The 24,931-nt window shown below is 62.9% G+C and carries 19 protein-coding genes and 1 pseudogene; 9 read left to right on the top strand and 11 right to left on the bottom strand.

Annotated features, from left to right (window positions below; translation table 11 throughout):
• The first annotated feature begins 5 nt into the window (after nucleotides 1-5).
• From M1D34_RS23215 to M1D34_RS23230, 4 genes are all read left to right on the top strand, one after another.
• A complete protein-coding gene (locus tag M1D34_RS23215) occupies nucleotides 6-1,739 on the top strand; it encodes a glycerol-3-phosphate dehydrogenase/oxidase (RefSeq protein WP_498782373.1) in 1,734 nt (577 codons plus the stop codon).
• Between the two features lie 64 nt (nucleotides 1,740-1,803).
• Complete coding sequence (locus M1D34_RS23220) at nucleotides 1,804-2,646, top strand: class I fructose-bisphosphate aldolase (RefSeq protein ID WP_498782375.1); 843 nt, start codon at nucleotides 1,804-1,806, stop codon at nucleotides 2,644-2,646.
• A gap of 30 nt (nucleotides 2,647-2,676) precedes the next feature.
• Nucleotides 2,677-4,206 (top strand): FGGY-family carbohydrate kinase, encoded by a 1,530-nt coding sequence (locus M1D34_RS23225; protein WP_498782377.1) that lies wholly within the window; start codon nucleotides 2,677-2,679, stop codon nucleotides 4,204-4,206.
• 8 nt (nucleotides 4,207-4,214) lie between these two features.
• A complete protein-coding gene (locus M1D34_RS23230) occupies nucleotides 4,215-5,825 on the top strand; it encodes a GMC family oxidoreductase (RefSeq protein ID WP_498784361.1) in 1,611 nt (536 codons plus the stop codon).
• 278 nt (nucleotides 5,826-6,103) lie between these two features.
• Here the strand turns inward: M1D34_RS23230 and M1D34_RS23235 are convergent.
• The 4 genes and pseudogenes from M1D34_RS23235 to M1D34_RS23250 all read right to left on the bottom strand — a co-directional run.
• Nucleotides 6,104-6,219, bottom strand: a pseudogene (locus M1D34_RS23235) (YybH family protein); the annotation flags it as partial.
• A gap of 38 nt (nucleotides 6,220-6,257) precedes the next feature.
• Nucleotides 6,258-7,967 (bottom strand): tetratricopeptide repeat protein, encoded by a 1,710-nt coding sequence (locus M1D34_RS23240; protein ID WP_498782378.1) that lies wholly within the window; start codon nucleotides 7,965-7,967, stop codon nucleotides 6,258-6,260.
• Nucleotides 7,968-8,017: 50 nt separating this feature from the next.
• A complete protein-coding gene (locus tag M1D34_RS23245; protein ID WP_498782380.1) occupies nucleotides 8,018-8,263 on the bottom strand; it encodes a DUF1127 domain-containing protein in 246 nt (81 codons plus the stop codon).
• Nucleotides 8,264-9,150: 887 nt separating this feature from the next.
• The gene (locus M1D34_RS23250) at nucleotides 9,151-10,047 is read right to left on the bottom strand and encodes a LysR family transcriptional regulator (RefSeq protein ID WP_498782382.1); all 897 of its coding nucleotides are present in this window, start codon (nucleotides 10,045-10,047) and stop codon (nucleotides 9,151-9,153) included.
• A 123-nt stretch (nucleotides 10,048-10,170) separates the two neighbouring features.
• Between M1D34_RS23250 and M1D34_RS23255 the strand changes: the two genes are divergently transcribed.
• Both M1D34_RS23255 and M1D34_RS23260 read left to right on the top strand, forming a co-directional pair.
• Nucleotides 10,171-10,911: an SDR family oxidoreductase gene (locus M1D34_RS23255; RefSeq protein ID WP_498782384.1), complete on the top strand. Its 741-nt coding sequence runs from the start codon at nucleotides 10,171-10,173 to the stop codon at nucleotides 10,909-10,911.
• Nucleotides 10,912-11,027: 116 nt separating this feature from the next.
• Nucleotides 11,028-11,930, top strand: a complete 903-nt coding sequence (locus M1D34_RS23260) for an SDR family oxidoreductase (RefSeq protein WP_498782386.1) — start codon at nucleotides 11,028-11,030, stop codon at nucleotides 11,928-11,930.
• Here M1D34_RS23260 and M1D34_RS23265 read toward each other — a convergent pair.
• The 7 genes from M1D34_RS23265 to M1D34_RS23295 form a co-directional block, all read right to left on the bottom strand.
• The gene (locus M1D34_RS23265) at nucleotides 11,907-12,893 is read right to left on the bottom strand and encodes an XdhC family protein (protein ID WP_498782388.1); all 987 of its coding nucleotides are present in this window, start codon (nucleotides 12,891-12,893) and stop codon (nucleotides 11,907-11,909) included. The two genes, M1D34_RS23260 and M1D34_RS23265, sit on opposite strands and share 24 nt — an antisense overlap.
• Nucleotides 12,894-12,980: 87 nt before the next feature.
• Entirely contained in the window at nucleotides 12,981-14,372 is a 1,392-nt protein-coding gene (locus M1D34_RS23270) for a class II 3-deoxy-7-phosphoheptulonate synthase (RefSeq protein WP_498782390.1), read from the bottom strand.
• Nucleotides 14,373-14,427: 55 nt separating this feature from the next.
• Nucleotides 14,428-15,243 (bottom strand): FAD binding domain-containing protein, encoded by an 816-nt coding sequence (locus M1D34_RS23275; RefSeq protein ID WP_498782392.1) that lies wholly within the window; start codon nucleotides 15,241-15,243, stop codon nucleotides 14,428-14,430.
• A gap of 10 nt (nucleotides 15,244-15,253) precedes the next feature.
• Nucleotides 15,254-15,745, bottom strand: a complete 492-nt coding sequence (locus M1D34_RS23280; protein ID WP_498782394.1) for a (2Fe-2S)-binding protein — start codon at nucleotides 15,743-15,745, stop codon at nucleotides 15,254-15,256.
• 19 nt (nucleotides 15,746-15,764) lie between these two features.
• Complete coding sequence (locus M1D34_RS23285) at nucleotides 15,765-16,448, bottom strand: SRPBCC family protein (RefSeq protein WP_498782396.1); 684 nt, start codon at nucleotides 16,446-16,448, stop codon at nucleotides 15,765-15,767.
• Between the two features lie 21 nt (nucleotides 16,449-16,469).
• On the bottom strand, nucleotides 16,470-17,405 hold the full coding sequence (locus tag M1D34_RS23290; RefSeq protein WP_498782398.1) for an ABC transporter substrate-binding protein: 936 nt from the start codon (nucleotides 17,403-17,405) through the stop codon (nucleotides 16,470-16,472).
• A gap of 10 nt (nucleotides 17,406-17,415) precedes the next feature.
• Nucleotides 17,416-19,848 carry a xanthine dehydrogenase family protein molybdopterin-binding subunit gene (locus M1D34_RS23295; RefSeq protein ID WP_498782399.1) on the bottom strand — a complete coding sequence of 811 codons (2,433 nt, stop codon included), beginning with the start codon at nucleotides 19,846-19,848 and terminating at the stop codon, nucleotides 17,416-17,418.
• A gap of 239 nt (nucleotides 19,849-20,087) precedes the next feature.
• On the opposite strand from M1D34_RS23295, the gene M1D34_RS23300 reads away from it, so the two are divergent.
• From M1D34_RS23300 to M1D34_RS23310, 3 genes are all read left to right on the top strand, one after another.
• Nucleotides 20,088-21,722, top strand: a complete 1,635-nt coding sequence (locus M1D34_RS23300) for a UbiD family decarboxylase (protein WP_498782401.1) — start codon at nucleotides 20,088-20,090, stop codon at nucleotides 21,720-21,722.
• 112 nt (nucleotides 21,723-21,834) lie between these two features.
• Nucleotides 21,835-24,123 (top strand): xanthine dehydrogenase family protein molybdopterin-binding subunit, encoded by a 2,289-nt coding sequence (locus M1D34_RS23305; RefSeq protein WP_498782403.1) that lies wholly within the window; start codon nucleotides 21,835-21,837, stop codon nucleotides 24,121-24,123.
• A gap of 115 nt (nucleotides 24,124-24,238) precedes the next feature.
• Nucleotides 24,239-24,925 (top strand): GntR family transcriptional regulator, encoded by a 687-nt coding sequence (locus M1D34_RS23310; RefSeq protein ID WP_498782405.1) that lies wholly within the window; start codon nucleotides 24,239-24,241, stop codon nucleotides 24,923-24,925.
• Nucleotides 24,926-24,931 lie beyond the last annotated feature (6 nt).

Raw genomic sequence — 24,931 nt, forward strand, 5'->3', positions numbered from 1 at the left:
GCCCCATGACAAGGACAGAGATTTTGGACGGGCTCCGCCGGAGCCCGAAGGTGGACGTCTGCGTCCTCGGCGGCGGCATCAACGGGCTCAGCGTCTTTCGCGAGCTCGCGCTGCAGGGGGTGCGCGTCCTGCTCGTCGAGAAGCACGACTACTGCTCGGGCGCGAGTGCTGCGCTGTCGCGCATGGTGCATGGCGGCCTGCGATACCTCGAAAACGGCGAGTTCACGCTGGTGAAGGAGTCGCTCGTGGAACGGGACCGGCTGCTCAGGAACGCGCCGCACCTCGTGGCGCCTCTTGCGACGACGGTTCCCGTCTTCGACATATTCTCCGGCCTTGCCAACGGCATCGTCCGCTTTCTCGGCTTGAGCCGCCGGCCGAGCCGCCGCGGGGCCGTCGCGATCAAGGCCGGGCTTTCGATCTACGACTTGCTGACGCGCAAGCGGGCACTGATGCCGCGCCACCGGTTCCGCGGCCGTCGTGCGACGCTCGCGAAATGGCCCGCGCTCAACCCGAAGATACGCAGTTCCGCCACCTATTACGATGCCTGGGTGAGCCACCCCGAGCGGATCGGCATGGAGCTCCTGCAGGACGGGCTGTCCGCCTCGACCGAGGCGGCAGCGCTGAACTATGCTGAGCTTCGCAGAAACGAGGTCGGCACATACATCATTGCCGACGGCGTCGATGGGGTCAGCGTGGAGATCGAGCCCAGTCTGATCGTGAACGCGACCGGCGGCTGGATCGACATCACCAATGGCGCGCTGTTGCCATCCGATCACCCCTCCATCCCGCTGATGGGCGGCACGAAGGGATCGCATCTCATCATCGACAATGTGGAACTGCGAGACGCGCTCGGCGATCACATGATCTATTACGAGAACGAGGACGGCCGCATCTGCATCCTCTTTCCCTATTTCGGCAAGGTGCTGGTCGGTTCGACCGACATCCGGGTCGACGATCCCGGGACGGTCAGGTGCGAGGAGGAGGAACGCGACTACATCCTGCAGTCGCTGGCCTTCGTCTTGCCTGGTATCGAGATCGGGCAGGAGGAAGTCGTCTTCCAGTTCTCCGGCGTGCGACCACTGCCCGCCAGCAGCGACAGTTTCACCGGCCGCATCCCGCGCGACCATTTCTGCACCACGATCGAGAGCGCCGGCACGCCGGTACTGTGCATGATCGGCGGCAAGTGGACGACCTTTCGCTCCTTCGGCGAACTTTCCGCCGACACGGCGCTGGAACGGCTCGGCCTTTCACGCCGCGTCTCGACGGCCGACCGCGCCATCGGCGGGGGGCGGCGATTTCCGGCCGATCGCGAAAGCTGGATTGCCGCGTTGGCCGCTCGCTGCGGTCTGCCGCCGCCGCACGTCGCCGAATTGTTCTCCCGTTACGGAACGGAGGCGGAGGCCCTGGCGGCTTTCATCGGCCAGGCAAGCGATGCCGTGATGCCGGGCGCCGGTCATACGATGCGGGAACTTCTGTTCCTGATCCGCAACGAGGCGGTCGAGCATCTGGACGATCTGCTCTTGCGCCGCACGACGCTCGCCATCTCGGGCACGCTCTCACTCGCCATTCTCGACGCTGCGCTCGAACTGCTGACGGAGGAGAAGGGCTGGTCCGAGGCGCGCCGCCTGAGTGAGCGGAACCGGTGCCTGACGCTGTTGCGAGACCGGCACGGGGTCGACGAGCAAGCCCTTGCGGCCCGAGTGCCGCCCCCAATGGCCAAGGCCGTCGCGGCGGGGTGATACCGCAATCTTTGCGGTGGCCTCGATCCAGGCTGCCGCGCAACCTACGACGAAGGAGAAGAGCATGAGAACCAATAGCAAGGTGCGGATGAACCGCCTGTTCAACGGTGGACGCTGCCTCGACGTTGCGATCGATCACGGTGTCTGCAACGAACCCTCCTTCCTGAGCGGACTCGAAAACATGGAGACCGTGGTAAAGGCACTCACCGCGGCGGCGCCCGACGCGATCCAGATGAATTACGGCCAGGCCGATCTGCTGCAGGAGTTGCCCGGCAAGGACAAGCCGGCGCTCGTCATGCGCATCGACATGGGCAATCCCTATAACCGCGTCCGCCACCGCGACATGTGGGCGGTGCTGCAGAACGAGGCCGAGCCACTGGTCGGGGCGCTGGCGATGGATGCGGCCTGCGTCGTCGTCAACCTTTTCATGCTGCCCGACGAACCGGATCTATTCCGCCAATGCGTGCAGAACATCGCCCGCGTCCGGGCCGATTGCGACAAATACGGCATGCCACTGATGATAGAACCGCTCGTCATGCAGCCGGTGACCGAGCATGGCGGCTACATGGTCGACGGCGATCCCGACAAGATCGTCACGCTGACACGGCTTGCCCGGGAAATGGGCGCCGACATCGTCAAGGCGGACCCGACCACCGATGCGAACGAGTTCCACCGGGTGGTTGAAGCAGCGCGTTGCCCGGTTCTCGTTCGCGGCGGCGGCAAGGAGGATCTGAGATCCGTCTTCGACAAGTCGGCGGCCTTGATGAAGCAGGGCGCGATGGGCATGGTCTATGGACGCAACATCTATCAGCACTCCAATCCGAAAGCCGTGGTGCGCGGATTGATGGCGATCGTGCACGACAATGCGAGCGGCGAAGAGGCTTTTGCGCTGTATCGTCAAGGTTGATTGGATATCGGACCTTGGGAGGGGTTCAGCATGGGAGATTATCTTTTGGGCCTCGACGCCGGCAACACCGTCATCAAGGCGGTGATCTTCGACCGGCAGGGCAAGGAGATCGCTTCGGCCGCGGCTGAAGGGCACAGCCGGATGCCGTTCCCCGGCCATGTCGAGCGCGACGTGGACGAGCTATGGGAGAATGCCCGCCGGGTCATCCGCACATGTGTCGATGAGGCGGGGATCGACGCCGGCGAAATCGCCGCGATCGGCTGTGCCGGCCATGGCAACGGGCTCTACGCGCTTGACCATGAGGGGCGTCCGCTTTTCGGCATCCAGTCGCTCGACACCCGGGCGGCGGCGCTTGTCGAAGAGTGGACGTCGCAAGGGGTCGGCGACCGGACCTATCCGATCGGCCAGCAACGGCCCTGGCCTTCGCAGACCCCCACTCTGCTCGCCTGGCTGAAACGACACCGGCCGGAGGTTTTCGCCAGCATCGGCACGATTTTTCTCTGCAAGGATTTCATCGTCAACCGGCTGACGGGCGCCCGCGTCAGCGACGTCTCGGACATGACCGGCTGCGGTTTGCTCAACGTCGCCGGCCGGCACTACGACCGGGAACTCATGGCAGCTTACGGGCTCTGCGAATCCATGGACCTCCTGCCGCCGCTCGTGGAAAGCGCCGATATCGCCGGCCGCATCACCGAAGCGGCCGCGGCAGAGACGGGGCTTGCCGCCGGAACGCCGGTGGTCGGCGGTCTCTTCGACGTGGTCGCCTCGGCGATCGGGTCCGGGGTCACCCGCACCGGGGCAGCCTCCATCATCGCCGGAACCTGGAGCATCAATCAGGTGATCATCGAACGCCCGGAGCTCCAGGGACCGGTGTTCATGTCCTCGACCTTCGACCGCGACCGCTACATGGCGATCGAGTCCAGCGCGACCTCCGCCGCAAACCTTGAATGGCTGGTGCGGGAGTTCTTTTCCGAGGTGCGGTCCGATGGGCGCTCGCCCTTCGACCTCTGCTGCGAGTTCGCCTCCTCAAGCGATCCGGCCTCCGACGACCCCATCTACCACCCCTATCTCTACGGCGCCCAGCAGGACGGCAACGCCCGCGCCGGGTTCTACGGGATCGCCGGCTGGCATACGAAGGGCCACCTCGTCCGCGCGGTTCTCGAAGGGGTGGCCTTCGGTCACCGCCAGCACATCGAGACGATGCGGAATGCAGGTGCGGCCTTCGACGAGGCGGTACTTTCCGGCGGCGGCTCGCGCAGCCTCACATGGCCGCAGATATTCGCCGACGTTCTCGGCGTCCCGGTCACCGTCGCCCGCTCGCGTGAGACGGGCGCCCTGGGGGCGGCAATCGCCGCCGGCACCGGCGTCGGCATTTTCTCCGACTTCGCCGCGGGTGCGGCCGCGATGGTGAGAACCGAGCGGCACTATCGTCCGAACAGGATGCTGGAGGCGCATTATGCACGGCGTTACGCACTTTACAGGGACATTGCGGACGCCATGGCGCCGATCTGGCGACGGCTTTCGGCAATGCCGGCCATGACGACGGGAGCTGCGGCGTGAACGCGGATATGAACGAGACGGTCACCGACGCCGGCAGTTACGATTTCATCGTCGTCGGCGCCGGCTCCGCCGGCTGCGTGCTTGCCAACCGGCTCTCCGCCGACCCGACAAACCGGGTCCTGTTGCTTGAAGCCGGCGGCAGCGACCGCTATCACTGGGTGCATGTGCCGATCGGCTATCTCTACTGCATGGGCAATCCGCGCACCGACTGGATGATGAGGACGGCCGAAGAACCCGGCCTCAACGGCCGCAGCCTCCCCTATCCTCGCGGCAAGCTGCTCGGCGGCTGTTCTTCAATCAACGGCATGATCTATATGCGTGGGCAAGCGGCCGACTATGATGGCTGGCGCCAGGCCGGCAATACCGGCTGGGGCTGGGACGATGTCCTGCCCTATTTCCTGAAGTCGGAGGACAACTTCCGCGGCAAGTCGCCGATGCACGGCGCCGGCGGGGAGTGGCGGGTCGATCGGCAACGTCTGTCCTGGCCGATCCTCGACGCCTTTCGCGATGCCGCCGAAGAGCTCGGCATTCCGAAGACCGAGGATTTCAACACCGGAGACAACGAGGGATCCGGCTATTTCGAGGTGAACCAGCGCGGGGGCCTGCGCTGGAACACGACCAAGGCCTTCCTACGCCCGTCCATGAAGCGGCCGAATCTCCGGGTGTTGACGGGCGCCGAAACGGAGCGTCTGATCTTCGACGGCCGCCGGACGAAGGGCGTACGCTTCCGGTTGAACGGCCGCGTCCAGCTGGCGCGCGCCACGCGCGAGGTCATCCTGTCTGCAGGCGCGATCAACTCGCCGAAAATCCTCGAACTGTCCGGGGTGGGCCGACCGGACATCATCTCGGCAGCCGGCGCAGAGGTGGTCCACGACCTCCCCGGGGTTGGCGAAAACCTGCAGGATCATCTTCAGATCCGCACCGTCTTCCGCATCGAAGGCGCGAAGACGCTGAACCAGCTCTATCACAGCATTTTTTCCCGCATGGGAATGGGCGTCGAATACATGCTGAGGCGTTCCGGTCCGCTCTCCATGGCGCCGAGCCAGCTCGGCATATTTGCAAAGAGCAGCCCGTCGGTCGCGACCGCCGACCTCGAATACCATGTCCAGCCACTGAGCACCGACCGACTGGGAGAGCCGCTCCACAGATACCCGGCCGTCACGGTCTCGGTTTGCAATCTGAGGCCGGAAAGCCGGGGAAGCGTGCATGTCACGACAGCGGAACCATCGGCCGCGCCGGACATCCGGCCGAACTATCTGTCCACTGCCGGCGACCGGCTGCTTGCGGCACAGGCGATCCGCCACGCTCGCAATCTCATGGCGACGAAGGCGATCGCAAGATTTAAGCCGGCGGAAATGCTGCCGGGCTCGGAGTTCCAAAGCGAGGATGAGCTCATCCGACGCGCCGGCGACATCGCGACGACGATCTTCCACCCGGTCGGCACCTGCAAGATGGGCAGCGATCCGATGGCGGTGGTGGACCCTTCGCTCAAGGTTCATGGTCTTGATGGCTTGCGTGTCGTCGACGCCTCGATCATGCCCAGCATCGTCTCCGGAAACACGAACTCGCCGGTCATCATGATTGCGGAAAAGGCGGCGGAGGCCATCCTCCACCGCTAGATCACGATTTCGGAACCCAGACGAAACCGCACGCGCCGTCCTCATCCGCTCCAGGTGTTGGGTCGGGTTTGGATGGTGCATTTCACGAATTGGTTCCGCATGCAGCGTGAACGCGCGGCCGGTCAACTTCAAAAGGCGCTGGAATTGACCGACGCTGCGGCCGCGCGGACCCGGATTGATCCTGCTTCAATCGTTTCGTGCGAGGCATTATCTTCATCGTGCTGGGTTGCTGGACTGCGCCGCCAGCGTCGATACCAGTCCCTCGGAAGCTGGCTTTCTCAGTTGAAGGCGTGCACCCTGAGTTTCAGGCTGCCCACTGGCTGCTTCTCGTAAAGATGGGTTGCACGCCAGCCCAAGGCTGATCAGCACCTTTGGCGTCTTTGCCTTTGGCCGACCGTGGCGGCCAAAGGCGCGCGTTCCTCGCCGAGACCGTCACAGCCGATCGAGGCGCAGCATCGACGTGCTGCCTACCCATGCATCACGCCATCGGCGCGACGTTTTTTCAGCCATGACCTCGTCGCCGCGTGCGCGATAGACCTCGCTTAGGCCGAACAGGGCCCAGCCATTGTTCGGAGCAAGGACGAGGCTCTCGTTAAAGGCATTTTCCGCGCCATCGAGATCGCCGGCGCGCAACAGAACCGCTCCGAGCGACTGCCCGATCGGGTAGTACCAGTGGCGCGGCTCCATATATGAAAGGCGATCCTCCACTTTCTTGGCATCCGCGAAGGCGCGAGCGGCAGCCGGCCAATCGTCACCCGCCTGCGCAATCCGCGCGGTAAGGACGTGCCCGGCTATTGCCAGTACGTCAGCAGCGGGCATTCCGCCTTCCTCTAGCGCATTCAAGTCAGCCGATCGGGCGATTTCGGCAATCGCTGCTCCCTCGGATCGAGCAGCATCAAGGTCACCGCGCCTAGCTTGAGCAACCCCGCGCATATAATGCCAGGCGGCATCGACGAATGGGAAGTCGCCGGTCGGACGCGCAACCGCGAGGATCGTTTCCGGATCGCTGAACTGGGCATGCGCGAATAGGGGGGCGGCCTTGATCGGCTGAACGAACGCAGGTGCGGCGCGCGCGAGCTCGTCCGAAATCACCCCTGAGAGCTTCTGCGCCGCCTCGATGGCAGTCGGGCCGTCGCCGGCCATTTGTGCCGAAACCAGCAGGAAGTGGATGTTGTGTGGATAGTAGCCGCCGGCATAGAGCCCCTCGGGCGCCACCGCTTGAAAGAAAGACTCATCCGTTGCGACCGCACGGCGATTGACCGCAAGCGAATCCGCATAACGTCCGACCCGGTAGTAAATGTGAGAGGGCATGTGAACCAGATGACCGGCTCCGATATCCATCTTCGCCAGGCGATCGGCGTGCCGCTCCGCCCGCTCGGGCGTAGTCGAGGCTTCGACGGCATGGATGTAGAGATGGATCGCGCCAACATGGTCCGGATTGCGCGCCAGCACCCGCTCAAGCGTCGAGATGATCGCCGCAGTCTTTCCCTTCGGTTTTGCGCCGGCGTCGGTCCAGTAATCCCAAGGATTCAGGTCCATCAACGCCTCTGCGTAGAGAACGGCGATATCGTCGTCTTTCGGAAACTTGCCTGCGACTTCAGCCATTTCCTCTGCATAGGCTTGGTCGAGAACTGTACGCTCGGTGTCTGGAGCGTAGCGATGGGCCAGGGCAGCGATCAACGCCTGCTCACGCGGAGACGCGTTGGGCGCCAGGGCCACGGCTTTCGCCACCGCGGCCAATGCCGCAGCATTCGCGTCGGGATCCATCGGTGCGTTGATGTTCGGGCCGAGCACGAGCGCTTCGCCCCAGAAACAAATCGCGCAAGATGGGTCAAGCTTCTGAGCTTGCTTGAAGCTGCGGGCAGCCTCGGCATGGTTGAAACCGAAGCTCAGCATCATCGCCTGGTCGACATAGGCCTGCGCATCTTTGCTGGCGGTAGAGGCGGCGGAGCGATGACCGGTTAGACTTGGCCACAGAGGCACCTGTGCGCCCCGAGTAGCCGGCGTCGGAAGCTGGTTGCCGCTGAACTGTTTCAGTTCAGTGTTCTTCGCCAGGTGGTACTTCGCGTCATGGGCAAGGGCCGGAGCGGCGGCGAAGAGGATCGCTACGGACAGTGCGCTGGAGAGAAGGTGCGTTTTCATGGTCATTCTCAATGGTTTCGATCTGACAGAGACGGTGGCACTCGGCCGCTTCACTCGCTCTTGCGCCATCTACAGGCTCGTCCGGACTCGACGCGGTATTCGATTTCGAAACGCGTCACGCCGATGTCCTTTAAGATGTGATCCGGCATTTCCTGCAGCGCGCACCCGCGTGCACGACTGGTTTGCCGGCGACGGCGAGTTGCCTCGGCCACCTGTGCCGCGCAGCTCAAGAAGGCTGTGCTTAGCGCGGTGGTCAGAAAGGCCGACGGATTGATGTTGAAAGAGGTCTTAGACATGGTGCTTCCCTCTTGGTCTGAGTGTCGGCCTATCGGTGGACACTCACCAATGCCGCTGTTGCGACAGAGCCACCGCCTTGTTGTTGCGGATGTGGTGGCAAAGGCTCGTCCAGCCCGCGCGCGCCATCCTCGTTCAGCCCGCACGCGCCATTCATTTGTTACTGCATACCCGGACTGAGCCACTGCAGCAGTTCCCGAAGTAACTGGAAGGAGCCTTGGCGTCGCCTCAGCCGCCCACGCAACCGCGCAGCCGTGGGTGCTCAGGCCCAGTCGAGGCGACGTTGCGCGCAGGAGCTTTAAGTATTTGGGGCCTCCAGACCGGGCCGGGGCGAGGGCGTTCACGCGGATATTATCTCTCCATGGACACGGGCGCCTTGGAGGACAGGGCGAGATTGATAGTCCCCTGTCGCACGCCAGCCGATTGGTGCGCCTCACCCTCATAGCTGGAGTCCTCGACGGTGGAGGACCTGGCGCAGCACCTGGCAGTGATCTATCGCCGGTGCGGATCGGTGCGCCCCGGCTTTTGCCAAGACAGGGCAATCCCGGGTGGAGGTGATGCCGCTCCATCGGTTCCGTTTGGACGATCTCGATGCGAACCGCGGCCGCCGCCGTACGGGGCGATGGGGCCTGCATGGCTGGGCGGGGGCGGATCGAGACAGGCACGCTCATCCCCCATCTGCCGGAGCAGCCGCCGTTTCTATATGATTGACACCATTGTGGCCCAGACGCCGCACCTCTCGCTCAAAGGTCGCGTTGCCGTCGATGCCTTGGCCGCTCAATTGCCGAGATGCATGATTTGAAATGGAGGGAGAGTTGCTCGGCACGCTCCGTTGCAGGGCGCCTGTGGCAGGAACCAGTGGGAGACCGTTGGCCTTCCTCGGTTCAGATCAACTCTCGCGGAGCCGGTATCGTTCAGTGATCCAATCGATGAACACGCGCAAGCGGGGCGAAAGCTGACGCGTGTGCGAATAAAGGACGTGCACTGGCAGTGGCGATGGCGGAGCGTCCGTTAACACTTCTACGAGCGCGCCGCTCGCAAGCTCGGAAGCGACCCGATAGCGCGGGACTTGAATGAGTCCCAGACCGGCACAGGCTGATGCGACGTTCGTCTCCGGGCCGGTCACCGTGATGACAGTGGGCAGCGTCAGCTCGCGCGCCTTGCCCGCGACGATGAATACAAAGGGCGCAACCGACGGCGTATCGGGGGAGAGGAGCCCCACCATTCGGTGGCCGTTAAGTAAGTCCTCGGGGGCGTGGGGCGTACCGAAGCGAGCGAGGTACTGAGGGCTCGCGAAGGTGCCGCGCTTCAGCTCGGTCAATTTGCGGCGGATCAGCGGGGAGTCCGCGAGATCGCCCGCGCGCACGATGCAATCATACCCTTCGCGCACGATGTCCACCGGCTGGTGGGTTTCGCTGATATGCAATCGGATATCGGGATAACGATCGAGAAAAACCTGTAGGCCAGGCAGTAGAAAATGGCGCGCCTGCGTGCCGTGAACATCAACACGCAACAGACCCGACGGACTAGCGCCGCTGAAGCTTGCCTCGGCGTCTTCAAGATCGGCGATAAGTCTGACGCAGCGGTGATAGTAAGCTTCTCCGTCCAAGGTGGTCCGAACCACGCGTGTGGTCCGCTGCAGCAGGCGCACGCCCAGACGCCCCTCCAACCGCTTGACGGCATCGGTAATTGTCGAACGGGGCAATCCAAGGTCCTCCGCCGCCAGCGTAAAGCTGCGCCTTTCGGCGACCCGGGCAAAGACTCGCATAGCATCGAAACGGTCCATGACTATTATTCGGCGCTCCCGGATAGTGATGCCGGACTATGCAGCATTATCCGCGAAGCGAGAAGTGTCATGTTTTCCTTCGTTACCTACCCGCTTCGGCGGACCACACGAAGGAAGAAGCATATGGAAACGAACACAATCAAAGTAGCGATCGTCACCGGCGCGTCGCGCGGCATCGGCGCGGCAATTGCGGCGCGTCTGGCGCGTGACGGCTTCACGGTCGTCATCAACTACGCCGGCAATGCCGCTGCCGCTGAAGAAGTGGCCGGGAAAATCGAGGCGACTGGCGGCAATGCGCTAACGGCGCAAGCCGATGTGAGCGATCCGGCGGCCGTCAGCCGCCTGTTCGCCACGGCGGAAGAAGCCTTCGGCGGTGTCGATGTCTTGGTCAACAATGCCGGCATCATGCCTCTCGCCACTATTGCGGACACCGATGATGCCGCCTTTGACCGAGTCATCGCTGTGAACCTGAAAGGCACGTTCAACACCCTGCGCGAGGCGGCGCAACGCCTGCGCGTAGGTGGTCGCATCATCAATATGTCAACCAGCCAGGTCGGCTTGCTGCACCCGAGCTACGGCATTTACGCGGCCGCGAAGGCCGGCGTCGAGGCTATGACGCACGTGCTGTCGAAGGAACTGCGCGGCCGCTACATCACAGTCAACGCCGTCGCGCCCGGACCGACTGCTACTGATCTGTTTCTAGAGGGCAAGTCGGAGGAGGTCATGGACCGGTTTGCGAAGCTCGCCCCGCTCGAACGGCTCGGCACTCCGCAGGACATAGCGGGTACCGTCGCCTTCCTCGCGGGACCGGACGGTGCCTGGGTCAACGGCCAGGTGCTGCGCGCCAATGGCGGCATCATCTGACGGGTCCTCAAAACTCCAAGGCGTGCCGGCGCGATCCGCCCGCGACTGGGCACGCTGCGGTCCCAGGTTCCGACTCCCAAGGCATCAACAAACGCGCATCAAGTGAGGAACGCACCATGTCGAAGAAAATCATTCTGATCACCGGGGCCTCGAGCGGCTTCGGGCGCCTGACCGCCGAGGCCCTCGCCGGCGCCGGCCACCGGGTATACGCCTCAATGCGAGACATTGTCGGCCGCAACGCGGCCAATGTTGAAGCTATAGCCGGCTTCGCTAGGGACAATGACGTTGACCTGCGCACCCTTGAGCTCGACGTCCAGTCGCAGGTTTCCGTAGACAGGGCCGTCAACCAGATCATTGGCGAAGACGGACGCATCGACGTTTTGATTCACAATGCCGGCCACATGGTGTTCGGACCCGCCGAAGCATTCACGCCAGAGCAGTTCGCCGAGCTTTACGACATCAATGTACTGAGCACTCAACGCGTCAACCGGGCGGTGCTGCCGCACATGCGTCGGCAAAGGCATGGGCTTCTCATCTGGATCTCAAGTTCAAGCTCGGCAGGCGGCACGCCGCCTTATCTTGCCCCCTACTTCGCCGCCAAGGCGGCCATGGATGCCATCGCTGTGCAGTACGCACGTGAGTTGTCGCGTTGGGGCATCGAGACGTCGATCATCGTGCCCGGTGCCTTCACGAGCGGCACCAATCACTTCGCCCATTCCGGCGCACCGGAGGACCACGCCCGCCAGGCCGAGTATGAGGCTGGCCCGAATGCCGGTCTCGGCGAAGAGATTAAGAAGGCTTTCGCAGCGATCGTGCCGCCGGACGCTGATGTGTCACTGGTTGCCGATGCCATTGTTCGGGTTGTGGGCACCGCGTCCGGCAATCGTCCATTCAGGGTGCACGTCGACCCCGCCGAAGACGGCGCCGATGTGGGGTTCACCGTGCTGGACCGGCTTCGCGCCGAGATGCTCCACCGGGTCGGCCTCTCCGACCTCCTAAAGCCCAAAGCTCTTGTTTAAGCGCGGGCTGCGCTCGACCACTGGGGTCGTTGTATTTTCCGCGACCCCAGTGCGGAAGGAAGCGATCTCGGCCAGGATGGACAGGGCGAGCGATCTGGCGTCGCGCGCCTTCGGAAATAGTCCTATGGGTGCTTTGATGCGTGCGATCGAAGCGTCGGAGAATCCGCGCCGTCGCAACTCGTTACAGCGTCGGCTATGAGTTCGATCACTGCCGAGCGCCCCGATATAGAAGGCCTTGCTTTCCAGCGCGACCTCGAGCGAGCCCATCTCTCGGCACGGATCATGGTGGAGGAGGGCAACGGCGGAATCCTCGTCCAAATGCTCGGGACGCAAGGTTTCGGCCGCTCCTCCGTCCAGAGCGATGACATCGTAGCCGACCGCCTCGGCAACAATTGTAGTCGTCTTCAGTTCGATCGAGCGTCCGCAGAGTACGAGGCGCGTCGTGGGACGATAGCTGGTGATGAAACTATCCTGCACCTCCGCTGTCGCTGCAGTTGCCTCCTGAAACTCGAGGGTCTGAGCCTTCGCGTCATAGCGCAAGCTGGCCCGGTTGCGGCTTGCAAGCGACGCAAGAACAGCGTCGAGCGGCTCACTCCGCCGCAGCGCGTGAATCGCGAGAGTTATCGCTCCACCGCACGGAAGAACGATGTCGAAGAACTTGGAGCCTTGCCCGAGAACAAGCGTGCGGTCGCTTCCGGCCCTGGCCACCTGAATGGCCTCCGCGGCAACGGCAGCCTCCACGCAACCGCCAGACACGAAACCACAGAACAGACCGTCTGCTCGCACAGCCATGTGCGCACCGAGCGAGCGAGCCGCTCCACCCCGGATATCGACCAGCGTGACGAGTGCGCAGCCGATACCGCTCTGCAGTGCGCCGCGGGCAAAATCGAGGATCTTCTCCGCATCCTCGGTAAGTAGGCCATGCTGCGGAACCGGCAGTTCCTCATCGAGCTTGCCTAGCATCGGGTTTCCTCCCCAAGCCGAACGGCAACGCCGGCCGCCGCGCAAAGCTTCCGTCATAGGCTGATGTGTCGGGGTCTTGACGCTCGATCATTTTCTCCAGCTAGCGACCACCGGCTTGCCGTTCCCCTTCTCGTCGCGGCCGCTTTTCATCCGTTCGGCTAGTAGGAAGGCGAGCTCCAATGCCTGATCCGCATTGAGACGCGGATCACAATGGGTGTGATACCGGTCCTGCAGGTCGCCAGCCGTCACCGCTCGGGCGCCGCCGGTGCATTCAGTCACGTCCTTGCCCGTCATCTCCACATGGATGCCGCCCGGGTGGGTGCCCTCGGCGCGGTGAATCTGAAAGAAGCTCTCGACCTCCGACAGGATTCTCTCGAAAGGTCGTGTCTTGTAATTGTTGAGCGTGATGGTGTTGCCATGCATCGGGTCGCAGGACCAGACGATCTTTTTGCCTTCCCGCTCGACCGCGCGGATCAGCTTGGGCAGGCGGTCAGAGATTTTGTCGGAGCCGAAACGGCAGATCAGTGTCAGACGGCCCGCTTCGTTGGCCGGGTTTAATGCGTCGATCAGTTCGACAAGGTCGTCCGGCTGAAGCGACGGGCCGCATTTGAGGCCGATCGGGTTCTTGATGCCGCGGAAGTATTCCACATGAGCATGATCGAGCTGTCGCGTGCGGTCGCCTATCCAGATCATGTGGCTGGAGGTCGCGTACCAGTCTCCGGAGGTCGAATCGACGCGGGTCAGGGCCTCCTCGTAGCCGAGCAGCAACGCCTCATGGCTGGTGAAGAAATCGGTTTCGCGCAGACTTGGATGGTTCTCCGAGGTGATGCCGATCGCTTTCATGAAACTCATGGTCTCGGAAATACGGTCGGCGAGCTTGCGGTAACGCTCTGCCTGAGGGCTATCCTTGACGAAGCCGAGCATCCACTGATGCACGTTCTCAAGATTGGCATAACCACCCATCGCGAAGGAGCGTAGCAGGTTGAGCGTGGCAGCGGACTGGCGATAGGCATCGAGCTGCCGTTCCGGGCTTGGGGTGCGAGCCTCCTCGTTGAAATCCGTACCGTTGATTATGTCGCCCCGATAGGTGAGGAGGGTCTTTCCGTCCAGCGTCTCATGTGAATTGCTTCGCGGCTTGGCAAACTGACCCGCGATGCGGCCCACCTTGACGACCGGAAGCTGAGCGCCAAAGGTCAGCACGACGGCCATCTGCAGAAAGGAACGGAAGAAATCGCGAATATTGTCCGCGCCGTGCTCCACGAAGCTTTCGGCGCAGTCGCCGCCTTGTAACAGAAAGGCGTTCCCTTCCGCCACACTGGCGAGCTGCTTCTTCAGGCGGCGCGCTTCGCCGGCAAAAACAAGCGGGGGGAAGGTCGCGAGCTTGGCTTCGGTCGCCGCCAACGCAGCAGGCTCCGGATAGTCCGGCACCTGCTGGATCGGCCTATCGCGCCAACTGCTCGGGGTCCAGTTCTGTGCCATCTTTACTATGCTCCCTAATTGCATGCCGCCGGCAGAGTTCAATTTGGGCCGACGCTCAAAGGATGTAGGTCCCGCCGAGGTTCTGGACGGCGCGACGGCTCATGACGGCGACGAGATGGGCGCGGTAATCGGCGGGCGCATGCATGTCATTCATCATAAAAGACGGGTCGATCGCAAGGCCGTCGAGTGCGTCGGGCATCAGGCTTTTCGTCAGCCGCTGCTCCGCCTCCGTCCAGCGGAAGACCCCCGCATTGCCCGCGCCGGTGACGGCCACACAAACATGCCCGTCGCGATGCTTGCTGACAAATGCGGCTGCCATCGAGTAGCGCGAGGCTGGATTGCGGAACTTCGCGTAGCTGGCAACTTCAGGGATCCTGAACTCGATGCGAACGAGGATTTCGCCCGGCTCCAGCGCCGTCGCGTAGAGACCCTGAAAATAGTCTTCGGCTGGAATCTCGCGGCGATCCGTATGCATGATGGCATCGAGCGACAGTACGGCGGAGGGGTAGTCGGCGGCCGGGTCGTTGTTGGCGATCGAGCCGCCGATCGTGCCCATATGACGCACCTGGACGTCGCCTATCGAACCGGCTAGGCCGGCCAGCGCCGGGATCGCTCCCCTCACCTCCTTGGATGCCGCGACGGCCGCATGTCTCGTGGCGGAGCCGATAATGACCTTGTCGGATGTCACCTCGATGCCCGAGAGCTCGGGAATGGCGCGCAGGTCGATCAGGTCCTGCGGGGCGGCGAGACGGTTTTTGAGCGTCGGAATTAGAGTGTGTCCGCCGGCGAGGTAAGACGGCTCTTGCGAATTCTCGTAGAGTTCGATGGCTTCGGCGATCGTCTTCGGCTTGTGGTATGTGGTTGCGTACACGGTTTGCCCCTCATTCAGCCGCCGCGGCGTGTGCCGCCCGGTGCTTTTCCGCGGCGTCCAGCACCGCCTTGACGATATTATGGTACCCGGTGCAGCGGCAGATATTGCCTTCGAGCTCGTGTCGGACAGTGTGTTCGTCGAGAACGCCGTCGTGGCGGCGGATCATGTCAACGGAAGCCATGATCATGCCCGGCGTGCAGTAACCGCATTGCAGCCCGTGATGCTCGTGGAAGGCCTTTTGAACCGGATGCAGCGTCTGACCGTCTGCAAGCCCTTCGATCGTTGTGACCTCGGCACCGTCGGCGGCGACGGCGAGCACGGTACAGCTCTTCACGGCTTCGCCGTCGAGATGGAGCGTGCAAGCGCCGCACTGAGTCGTATCGCAGCCGACATGAGTGCCGGTGAGACCCAGATGCTCGCGGATGAGCTGCACGAGAAGCGTGCGGTCCTCCACCTCCCGCGTCTCCGCCTTCCCGTTGATCCTGATGGTTACACGGGACATCGTCCCCTCCTTTTGAATATCAGACGACGAGCGCCGCAATGATGGCGACAGCCACGGCCGCGAGGCCGAAGACGACATAAGGCACGTGGTTCGAGGACTGCGCCGTCGGCATTGCCTGGGCTGCAGCCGGAGCGGCGGTTTCAGGAAGTGCAGACGCAGACGCAGCCGGGTTCGCCGACCTAAACGAAGTGCGTGGAACCACAGGCGTAGTTGCACCGATCGTTGCGACTGCATCCGCCGCGTCGCCGTCGCTCGCCTGATCCACGGCAACCGCCCGCGCCGCCAACGTCTCGAAGAATTCGTCGGCGAGCTTCTTGGCGGTGGAATCTATGAGCCTCGCGCCGAGCTGCGCGAGCTTGCCGCCGACCTGGGCCTTGGCGATATAGGTCAGCACCGTATGCGCACCGTCGACGACGAGCTTAACGTCGGCGCCACCCTTGGCGAAACCGGCGACGCCGCCCTTGCCCTCGCCCGAGATAGTCAGGCTTTCCGGCGCCTGTACATTCGATAGCTTCACCTCGCCCGCAAAGGTGGCCTTGACGGGACCGATCTTGGTTGTGACGCGGGCCGCGTAACCGGTCTCCGGCGTGCCCTCGAGGCTTTCGCAACCCGGGATGCAGTCTTTCAGTACGGCCGCGTCGTTGATCAATGCCCAGACATGCTCGCGTGGTGCGGCAATACGGTATTCGCCCTTCAGATCCATGGACTTATCCTCTCCTTGCCGTCAATTGGCGCCGGTGACCGCCTCGAAAAACGAGAGGTCGAGATATTTCGAGATGTCGGTGAGTGGCTTGCCGCCCTTGCCGTAGCGAGAGCGAAGGTCAAGCACGGTCCTCATACCCTCGGGCAGGATTTTCGAGCCAGGCGTCAGCCCTGAGCGCGGCGAGAGCAGACTTGCCATGATCGAGGGCACCGCAGCCGACTGGATGTCCGGCATCTTCGCCTGCAGGAGTTCGGCCGCCGCATCACGGTTCTTCTCGTCGAGCGTCCATGCGAGCCCCATGAGATAGGCGCGAAGGAACGCCTTGACCGTTTCCGGGTTCTCGGCGGCGTAGGACCGGCGCGTTGCGATCGCACCTCCCTGGTAGCTGACGAAATGGTTGGAGGAGACGTCGAGCACGTTGAAGCCCGCGCGCTTGGCAATGCTGGTAAACGGCTCGATCGTTAGCGTCGCTGCATGTTCGCCGGACTTGACCGACTGCCAGCGCTGCGGTGTCGCCCCGACCGCGGCGAAGGTGACGTCCTCACGCTTCAGTCCGTGCTTCGCCATCATTTCGAACAGCACGAAGGCAAAGCCGGTCGTGAGTGCATCGAGCGCGATCGAACGGCCCTTGAGGTCACCGTAGGTCTTGACGTCCGGCGCGGTTACAATCGCGAGTTCGAGCTGGGTGGCTCCGGTCAGCACGACGTAGTCCGGATCGACGCCTTCAGCTGTGGCGCCCTGGCCTTCTTCATAGGCCACTACATTGTCGAAGGCGGTGAAAACGATGTCGAATTCGCCGGCCGCGGTTTTCTCGGCCTGCGCCACCGAACTCGGGGTTAGCGCAAGTTCGACCTGAATGCCTTCTTGGGCGAAAAAGCCCTGTTCGATTGCCGCGAAAGACGGCAGGTTCGGTGCACCGGGGAATGCGATGACGCGGACGGTCTTCAAGTCACTCATAAATATCTCCTCAGGACGCCTTGCGTCCGCTGTTCATGGCGCGCCAAACATTGGCCGGCGTCACCGGCATCTGGATGTCCTTGACGCCGAATTCCTGGAGCGCATCGACCACGGCGTTGACGACGGTTGCGAGGGCCGGCGTCGTGCCGCCCTCACCGCCTGCCTTGATACCGAGCGGATTGGTCGGCGAAATCACCTCGGCGATTTCGCACTTGAAGCTCGGCATGTTGTCGGAACGCGGCATGCCGTAGTCCATCAGCGAGCCGGCAAGCGGCTGTCCGCTCGTCTGGTCGATGGCGCAGAGCTCCCACATCGCTTGGCCAACCCCCTGGGCGATGCCGCCATGGGTCTGGCCGTGAACGATCAGCGGATTGATGCAGCGGCCGACATCATCGATCGTCGAATAGCGGACGATCTGCACGTGCCCTGTTTCACGGTCGACCTCAACTTCGCAGACGGCAGCACCGTTCGGATAGACAGGCGTGTGCATCTCGTTGTCCCTGACGACCCGCAGCGGCCCGTGCGTGCTGCGCGTGCGGCGTCCAAGCTCGAAGATGTCGATCGTCCGGTTGGAATCGCGCAACTTGAAGACCCCACCCTCAAAGCCGACTTCGTCGGCCTTTGAGCCGAACAGGTCGGCGGCCCGCTTTCTTCCTTCGGCGAGGAGATCCGCCGATGCCATGGCCATGACGGTCCCGGCGTGACGCATCGAGCGTCCCGAGTGCGAGCCGCCCCCAACGCTAACGATGTCCGTGTCCCCGAGGACGATCCAAACTTTCTCGACCGGTACCTGGATCATGTCCGCGACGACCTGGGCGAAGCTCGTCTCATGGCCCTGGCCGCTCGGCTGCGTGCCGATGACGACCTCGATATCGCCGTCGTCCTTGATCTCGATCTCGGCGCGTTCCTTCGGCGTGCCGATTGACGATTCGACATAGTTGGCGAAGCCGCGGCCGAGCAGCTTGCCGCGCTTGGCAGCTTCCGCCTTGCGGGCATCGAATGTCGCCCACTCGGAGAGTTCCAGCGCACGGTCCATGTTCTTTTCGTATTCGCCGCTGTCGTAGACGGAGCCGACGGCATTGGTATAGGGCATCGCCGAAGGCGGGATGAGGTTCATCCGACGTAGCTCCAGCTTGTCGAAGCCGAGCTGGTCTGCGGCAAGCTCGACGAGCCGCTCGATCGCGTAGGTGACTTCTGGCCGACCGGAACTCCGATAGGCCTGGGTGCACATCGTGTTGGTAAAGACGGCGCGGGCGCGCAACGTCGCATAGGGAATGTCGTAGGAGCCGGTGATCAGGCCCGAACCCTTGCTGAGCGGAGAGAGCGACACGGCGCGGCCGCCGACATTCGACAGATTGTCGGCGCGCATCGCCAGGAACTTGCCGTCCTTGCGAAGTGCCAGCTCGACCTTGGTCACAAGATCGCGACCTTGATAGTCAGTGAGAAAGGCTTCCGAGCGGGTCGCTGTATATTTCACCGGCCGTGCGAGCTTGCGCGACGCCCACAGCACCAGCCCAAATTCAACGTAGACGCGGTTGCGGGCGCCAAAATTTCCGCCAACGTCGAAAGAGAGCACGCGCAGTTCGTTCGGCTCGATGCCGAGCACCTTGGAAAGCTCGTTCTTCTGGCGAACGGCGCCTCCGCTGCCCGCATAGAGCGTGTAGCGCTTCGTGTCCGGATCGTAGTGGCCAAGCGAAGCGCGCGGCTCCATGGTCACGGCCGTGACGCGATGGATATGGAATTGCGCCTTGATCACGTGATCCGCCGCGGCGAACGCTGCGTCCGTGCCTTCCCTGTCGCCGAAGGTCGTGTCGATAAAGACATTATCGGGAACCTCGTCCCAGACAGTCGGAGCGCCTGGCTCCGCCGCGTTTGCCGTGTCGGTGACATAGGGGAGCTCCTCCCAGTCCACGAAGACCTTCTCGGCACCATCGGCGGCCTGCGCAGCAGTTTCGGCGACGACGATCGCCACCGCCTCGCCCACATGCCGTGCCTTGTCGGTTGGCAGCAGGTGGTGCGGACCGGTGAACGCCTTGCTGCCGTCCTTCGCCCGCAATTTCATGTCGAAGTTTGTCGAGGGAATGGGGTTGTGCGGAATGTCCTTGAGACCGTCGGCGCGCAAGTCCTCGCCGGTGAGCACCAGCAGCACGCCCGGGCTCGCCAGCGCCTCGGCCTTGTCCACGCCGAGGATGCGCGCATGTGGATAGGGCGAGCGGACGATCGCCGCATAGGTCTGGCCAGGCAGCGAGAAGTCGTCGGAAAAACGGCCATTGCCGGTGATAAGGCGACCGTCTTCCTTGCGCGGGATAGGCTTGCCGACATGCTTGAAAAGAGCCTCTTGTACCAGCTTCAGTTCTGGCGAAAGCTCGGCCGAAGAGGATTCCGGCTGCTTCAGCGGATGCACGATAACCTCGGTTGCAGCGGTCTTCAGCGAGCTATTCATGAAACCTCTTCTCTCTGAAACTACGGCGGTTTGCCTCCCGCCGACACACGATGGCCTTTTCACAAGATCGCACCGCATGCTGTTGCTCTTCGTAATAATGTATGACAGTATGGCAGAATAAAGCAATCGAAAAAATCGCCCCCGACAGAGGACGATGCCTCACTCAGCTCGATGCTTTCGGTACAAAGGGGATCGGTTTGCCGCGGCGGACACCGAAGGGAAATTTTGGAGTACACTCTATGAAAACATTCGCACGCAAGGCGCCGGTCGATCTGCAGGAGCACCTGCACAGACTGGAGGCCCTCGGTCTGCTCACCAGGATACAGGTGCCGATCGATAAGGATACCGAGTTGCATCCGCTCGCACGCTGGCAGTTCCAAGGCGGACTTCCGGACGAGCAGCGCCGCGGCTTCCTTTTCACGGATGTGAAGGGCGCTAAAGGCGAGAAATACGATATCCCGGTCGCAGTCGGCGTTCTGGCGGCCTCGCCCGCCATCTATGCCGCAGGCCTCGGCGTCTCCGAGGATGAGATCGGCGACGTCTGGGTCAGGGCCATGGAACAACCAATCGACCCGGTGATGGTTGCGGAAGCGCCTTGCCAGGAGGTCGTGATCACCGGCGACGAGCTGGAGCAGGAAGGCATGGGTCTGGGATCGCTGCCGGTGCCGGTCTCCACCCCCGGCTTCGACAGCGCACCCTATTTCACCGCAACGCTTTGCGTGACCCGCGACCCGGAAAACGGCATCCGCAACATGGGCACCTACCGAGCGGCGCTGAAGGCGGAAAACCGTCTTGGCGTGCGAATGGCGAGTCGCCTATCCGGCGCGGGGGGCTATCAGCACTGGCTGAAGTACCAGAAGATGGGCAAGCCGATGCCCTGTGCCATCGTCATCGGCTGCGCGCCGGCCGTGCTTTTCACCGGCCCGCAAAAGCTGCCGATCGACCAGGATGAGCTCGGTGTGGCGGGCGGCCTGATCGGCGAACCGATTCGCATCGTCAAGTGCAAGACGATCGATCTCGAAGTGCCCGCCGATGCGGAGATCGTCATCGAGGGCCTGATCGACCCGGTCCTACTGGAGCCAGAAGGTCCCTTCGGCGAAAGCCACGGTCATGTGGCGCTCGAGGACTTCAACATGTCCATGCAGGTGACGGCGATCACACGGAAGAAAAAGCCGGTTCTCGTCTCGATCGTCTCGCAGGTCACACCGAGCGAATCGAGCGTCCTTAAGCGTGTCGCCTACGAGCCGCTCTTCCTGAACCACCTGAAGAAGGTGCTGAACGTCAAGGGCATCAAGCGCGTGGTGATGCATGAGCCGCTTACCAACATTCGCAAGGTAATCTTCCTGGAGTTCGACCGTTCAGCACCGCAGTCGGAAGTCTGGCGCGGGCTGCGGGGCGCCGCGACGCTGCAGGCCCAGTGCGGCAAGATCGTCATTGCCGTTTCCGACGACATCGACAGCCGCAATGCGGATGCCGTCTTCTGGTCGCTCGCCTACCGCGCCGATATGATCGACGACGTGCATGTCACGCCCTATCGTTCCGGCGGGCATGGGCCAAAATCCGGATCTAAAGGCGCCGAAGGTACCCTGTTGATCGACGCGACCCTGAAGACAGCAATGCCCCCACTGGCCTTGCCCGCCGAGCCCTACATGGTCAGGGCGCGGCAGATCTGGGAAGATCTCCAGCTTCCCCGCCTCACCCCGCAGCCGCCATGGCATGGCTACTCGCTGGGCGACTGGACGGACGTTTGGACGCAATTCGCCGACGATGCTGTCGCCGGCGACTGGCGCAAGACGGGTGAAAATACTCTTGCCCGTCGCAAGGGTGGAATGAAGCCGGAGACACCCACTCGCGATATCGAAAAGAGCGACTGAGGGGCTTTTGGGGCGGGCGGCCCGCAGGTCGGCCGCGCCGCGACTTTCATCCTTGATCCATACTCGTTCAAGGCGCCTGGGAGGAACGAAGCTGAAGATCGGCCAATCACAATTGCGTTTCGAGGATGATGCGCTGATCACCGGCCGCGGCCGCTACGTGAACGACCTTCCCGTTAAGGGCGAGGCCGCTGCGGTTTTCGTCCGTTCGCAGACGGCTTCGGGTCGAATCGTTCTGATCGACATTGCAGCGGCGGCCGAAATGCCGGACGTGATCGCCGTCATCAGCGGCTCGGATCTGAAGGCCGCGGGCCTGATGCCGATACAGCCGCGCAACAGGCATCCCGGGCCGGACGGTGGCGAGATGCGGGTGCCGGCCTTCTATCCGCTGGCGATCGACGCCGTAAGGTACGTCGGCGATCCGATCGCCATCGTCGTCGCGGAGACGAGAGCGGCCGCGCTCGCCGCTACCGAAGCGGTGACCGTCGAAATCGAGGAGCGGCCGGTGGTGGTCGATGCCCTGGAAGCAGTCTCCCCCGACGCGCCGCGTGTTTGGGACGAGTTTCCCGACAACCACTGCTTCACGGTCAAGATGGGCGACAAGGCCGGCGTAGATGGCGCAATTGCCTCTGCGCAGACCGTGGTGCGGCAGCGATTGAGGATTTCCCGCGTCGTCGCGGCTCCAATAGAGACGCGCGGCGCGATTGCATCATACGACGCCGGCCTTGACCGCTATCGGCTCGATCTCGGCACCCAAGCGCCGCACCGCGTTTCCGAGGATGTAGCGCGGGTCCTGGGCGTCTTGCCGGACAAAGTCCGCGTGGTCGCCTCCGATTGCGGCGGCTCATTCGGCATGAAGAATGCCGGCTATCCCGAATATCCGGCGCTTCTGTGGGCGGCGAAAAAGACCGGCCGCGTCCTGCGCTGGACCTCGGACCGGCTCGAATCCTTTCAGTCAGATGCGCATGGTCGCGACATGTGGGCGGATGCCGCCTTGGCGCTTGACGGCGACGGAATGTTCCTGGCGCTCGAGGTGCATATGCGTGCAAATCTGGGTGCCTATCTCGGTCCGGCGACCCTCCATCCGCCCGTTGCCAATCTTGGTGGACTGGCGGGCGTTTATCGCACGCCGCAAATCTACGCCGAGGTCGACGGCGTCTTCACCAATACTCAGCAAACCGCCCCTTACCGGGGCGCCGGACGTCCGGAAGCGACCTATCTCATCGAGCGGATGATCGACCTCGCCGCCTACGAGATCGGCCTCGACCGCGCGGAGCTACGCAGGCGTAACCTCGTGTCGAAGGAGGCAATGCCCTATACGACCGGCTTCATCTTCACCTACGATTCGGGCGACTTTCCCGGTGTTTTGGCGAAGGCACTCGAATTGGCCGACTGGGCCGGGTTCGAGGGCCGCCGCACGGAGGCAAAAGCGCGCGGAAAGTTGCGTGGAATAGGAATTGCCAATCCGATCGAAATCGCCGGAGGTCCGATCGCCAAGCCCAATGCGGAATTCGCCCGGCTGGAAATTTCCCCTGAAGGTAAGGTCCGAATCCATGTGGGCTCGATGGATAGCGGCCAAGGCCATGGCACCGCATTCCGGCAAATTGTCGCTGATCGCCTGGGCCTGGAGCCGCAGAGGATGGAAATCATCACCGGCGACACGCATGAAGTGCCGCAGGGGACCGGCACCTTCGGCTCTCGGACCCTGGCTGCCGCCGGCGGCGCCATCTGGGCGGCTGCCGACATGATCGTCGAGTCCCTGAAGGACAAAGCCGCCGAGCAGCTGGAGGCGCATAGGGCCGACATCCTCTTCGATAATGGCGAATACCGCATCACAGGCACCGACCGGACGCTCTCCTTCGCGGAAGTCATGGCCGAGCAAGCCGCGCCGGTCTCGGCCGAGAACTTTATCAGCAACAAGGGCGCCACTTTCCCGAATGGCTGCCATATCTGCGAAGTGGAAGTCGACCCCGATACCGGACATATGCAGCTCGTTGCCTATTCGGTGGTCGATGACGTCGGCCGCGTCGTGAATCCCTTGCTCCTAAAGGGACAGATTACCGGCGGCGTGGCCCAGGGGCTGGGCCAAGCGGTGATGGAGAACGCCGTCTACGACCCGGATTCCGGCCAACTTCTTTCCGCGACATTCATGGATTACGCCATGCCGCGTGCCTGTGACATGCTTGAGATAGAGATCGCGGACTATTCGGTTCCCACCGAGCAGAACGCGCTCGGCGTGAAGGGTGCCGGCGAAGCGGGAACAGTTGGAGCGCTTCCGGCGATGATCAGCGCCGTGTCCGACGCGTTGCGCCCTCTCGGCATCCGGCACTTGGATATGCCCGCCACACCTAGTCGGATCTGGCACTGCTTGCAAATGCCGCGTGAGGAGGTGGTTGCGCGATGACTTCGATATTTCGCAGAAAGATGTCAACCGAAGGAGGTGACGGCATTGCCGTTTCTTTGTATGACAGTCATCTGATCACATTGTTTCGAACACACCGGAGCATTCGAGGAGACACATGGCCAATCCCCTTGCAGAGCCACTCAATCCGCTGATCCATGAACCCGCTCCTTTGCGGAACAAGATCATCAACTCGCTGAGGAGGGCGATTGAAACAGGCGTATTGGAGCCAGGGACCCGCCTCGTCGAGAAAGATCTGTGCGAGAAACTGAATGTCAGTCGCACGTCGTTGCGCGAGGCGCTCCGGCAGCTTCAGGCTGAGGGAATCCTTACCGACCTCAACAATCGCGGTTTGACGGTGGTGACCGTCACGCGCTCCGATGCGGAAAACATCTACCGTATTCGCGGTGTGTTGGAGCCGCTGATCGTCGAGCAGTTCGTGGAAAACGCCCCGGATGACGAGCTCAAGGCACTGAAAGCCCACAGTGAAGTGCTGAAGAAGGCCTATCTCAGAGGCAATGCCGAGGAGATTGTCGCGACCAAGCGGGAGTTCTACGACCGCATCTGCACGGGTGCCCGCAATCCGATCGCCTTCGATCTCCTGAAGAAACTGACGCTTTTGACCTCGCCGCTGCGCCGCAGCTCCGTCGTGCGCAAGGAGCGCCGGAGCCAGAGCATTGCGGAAATTGACGCGATCGTCACCGCGATCGTCAACCGCGACAAGGCGGCGGCCAGGACCGCGGCTGAGAAGCACGTCGCCAATTCGGCGGTCTCCGCCTTCAGCACCGCCTACGACGCGTCATAACCTCGG

This window comes from Ensifer sp. D2-11 (assembly GCF_054161295.1).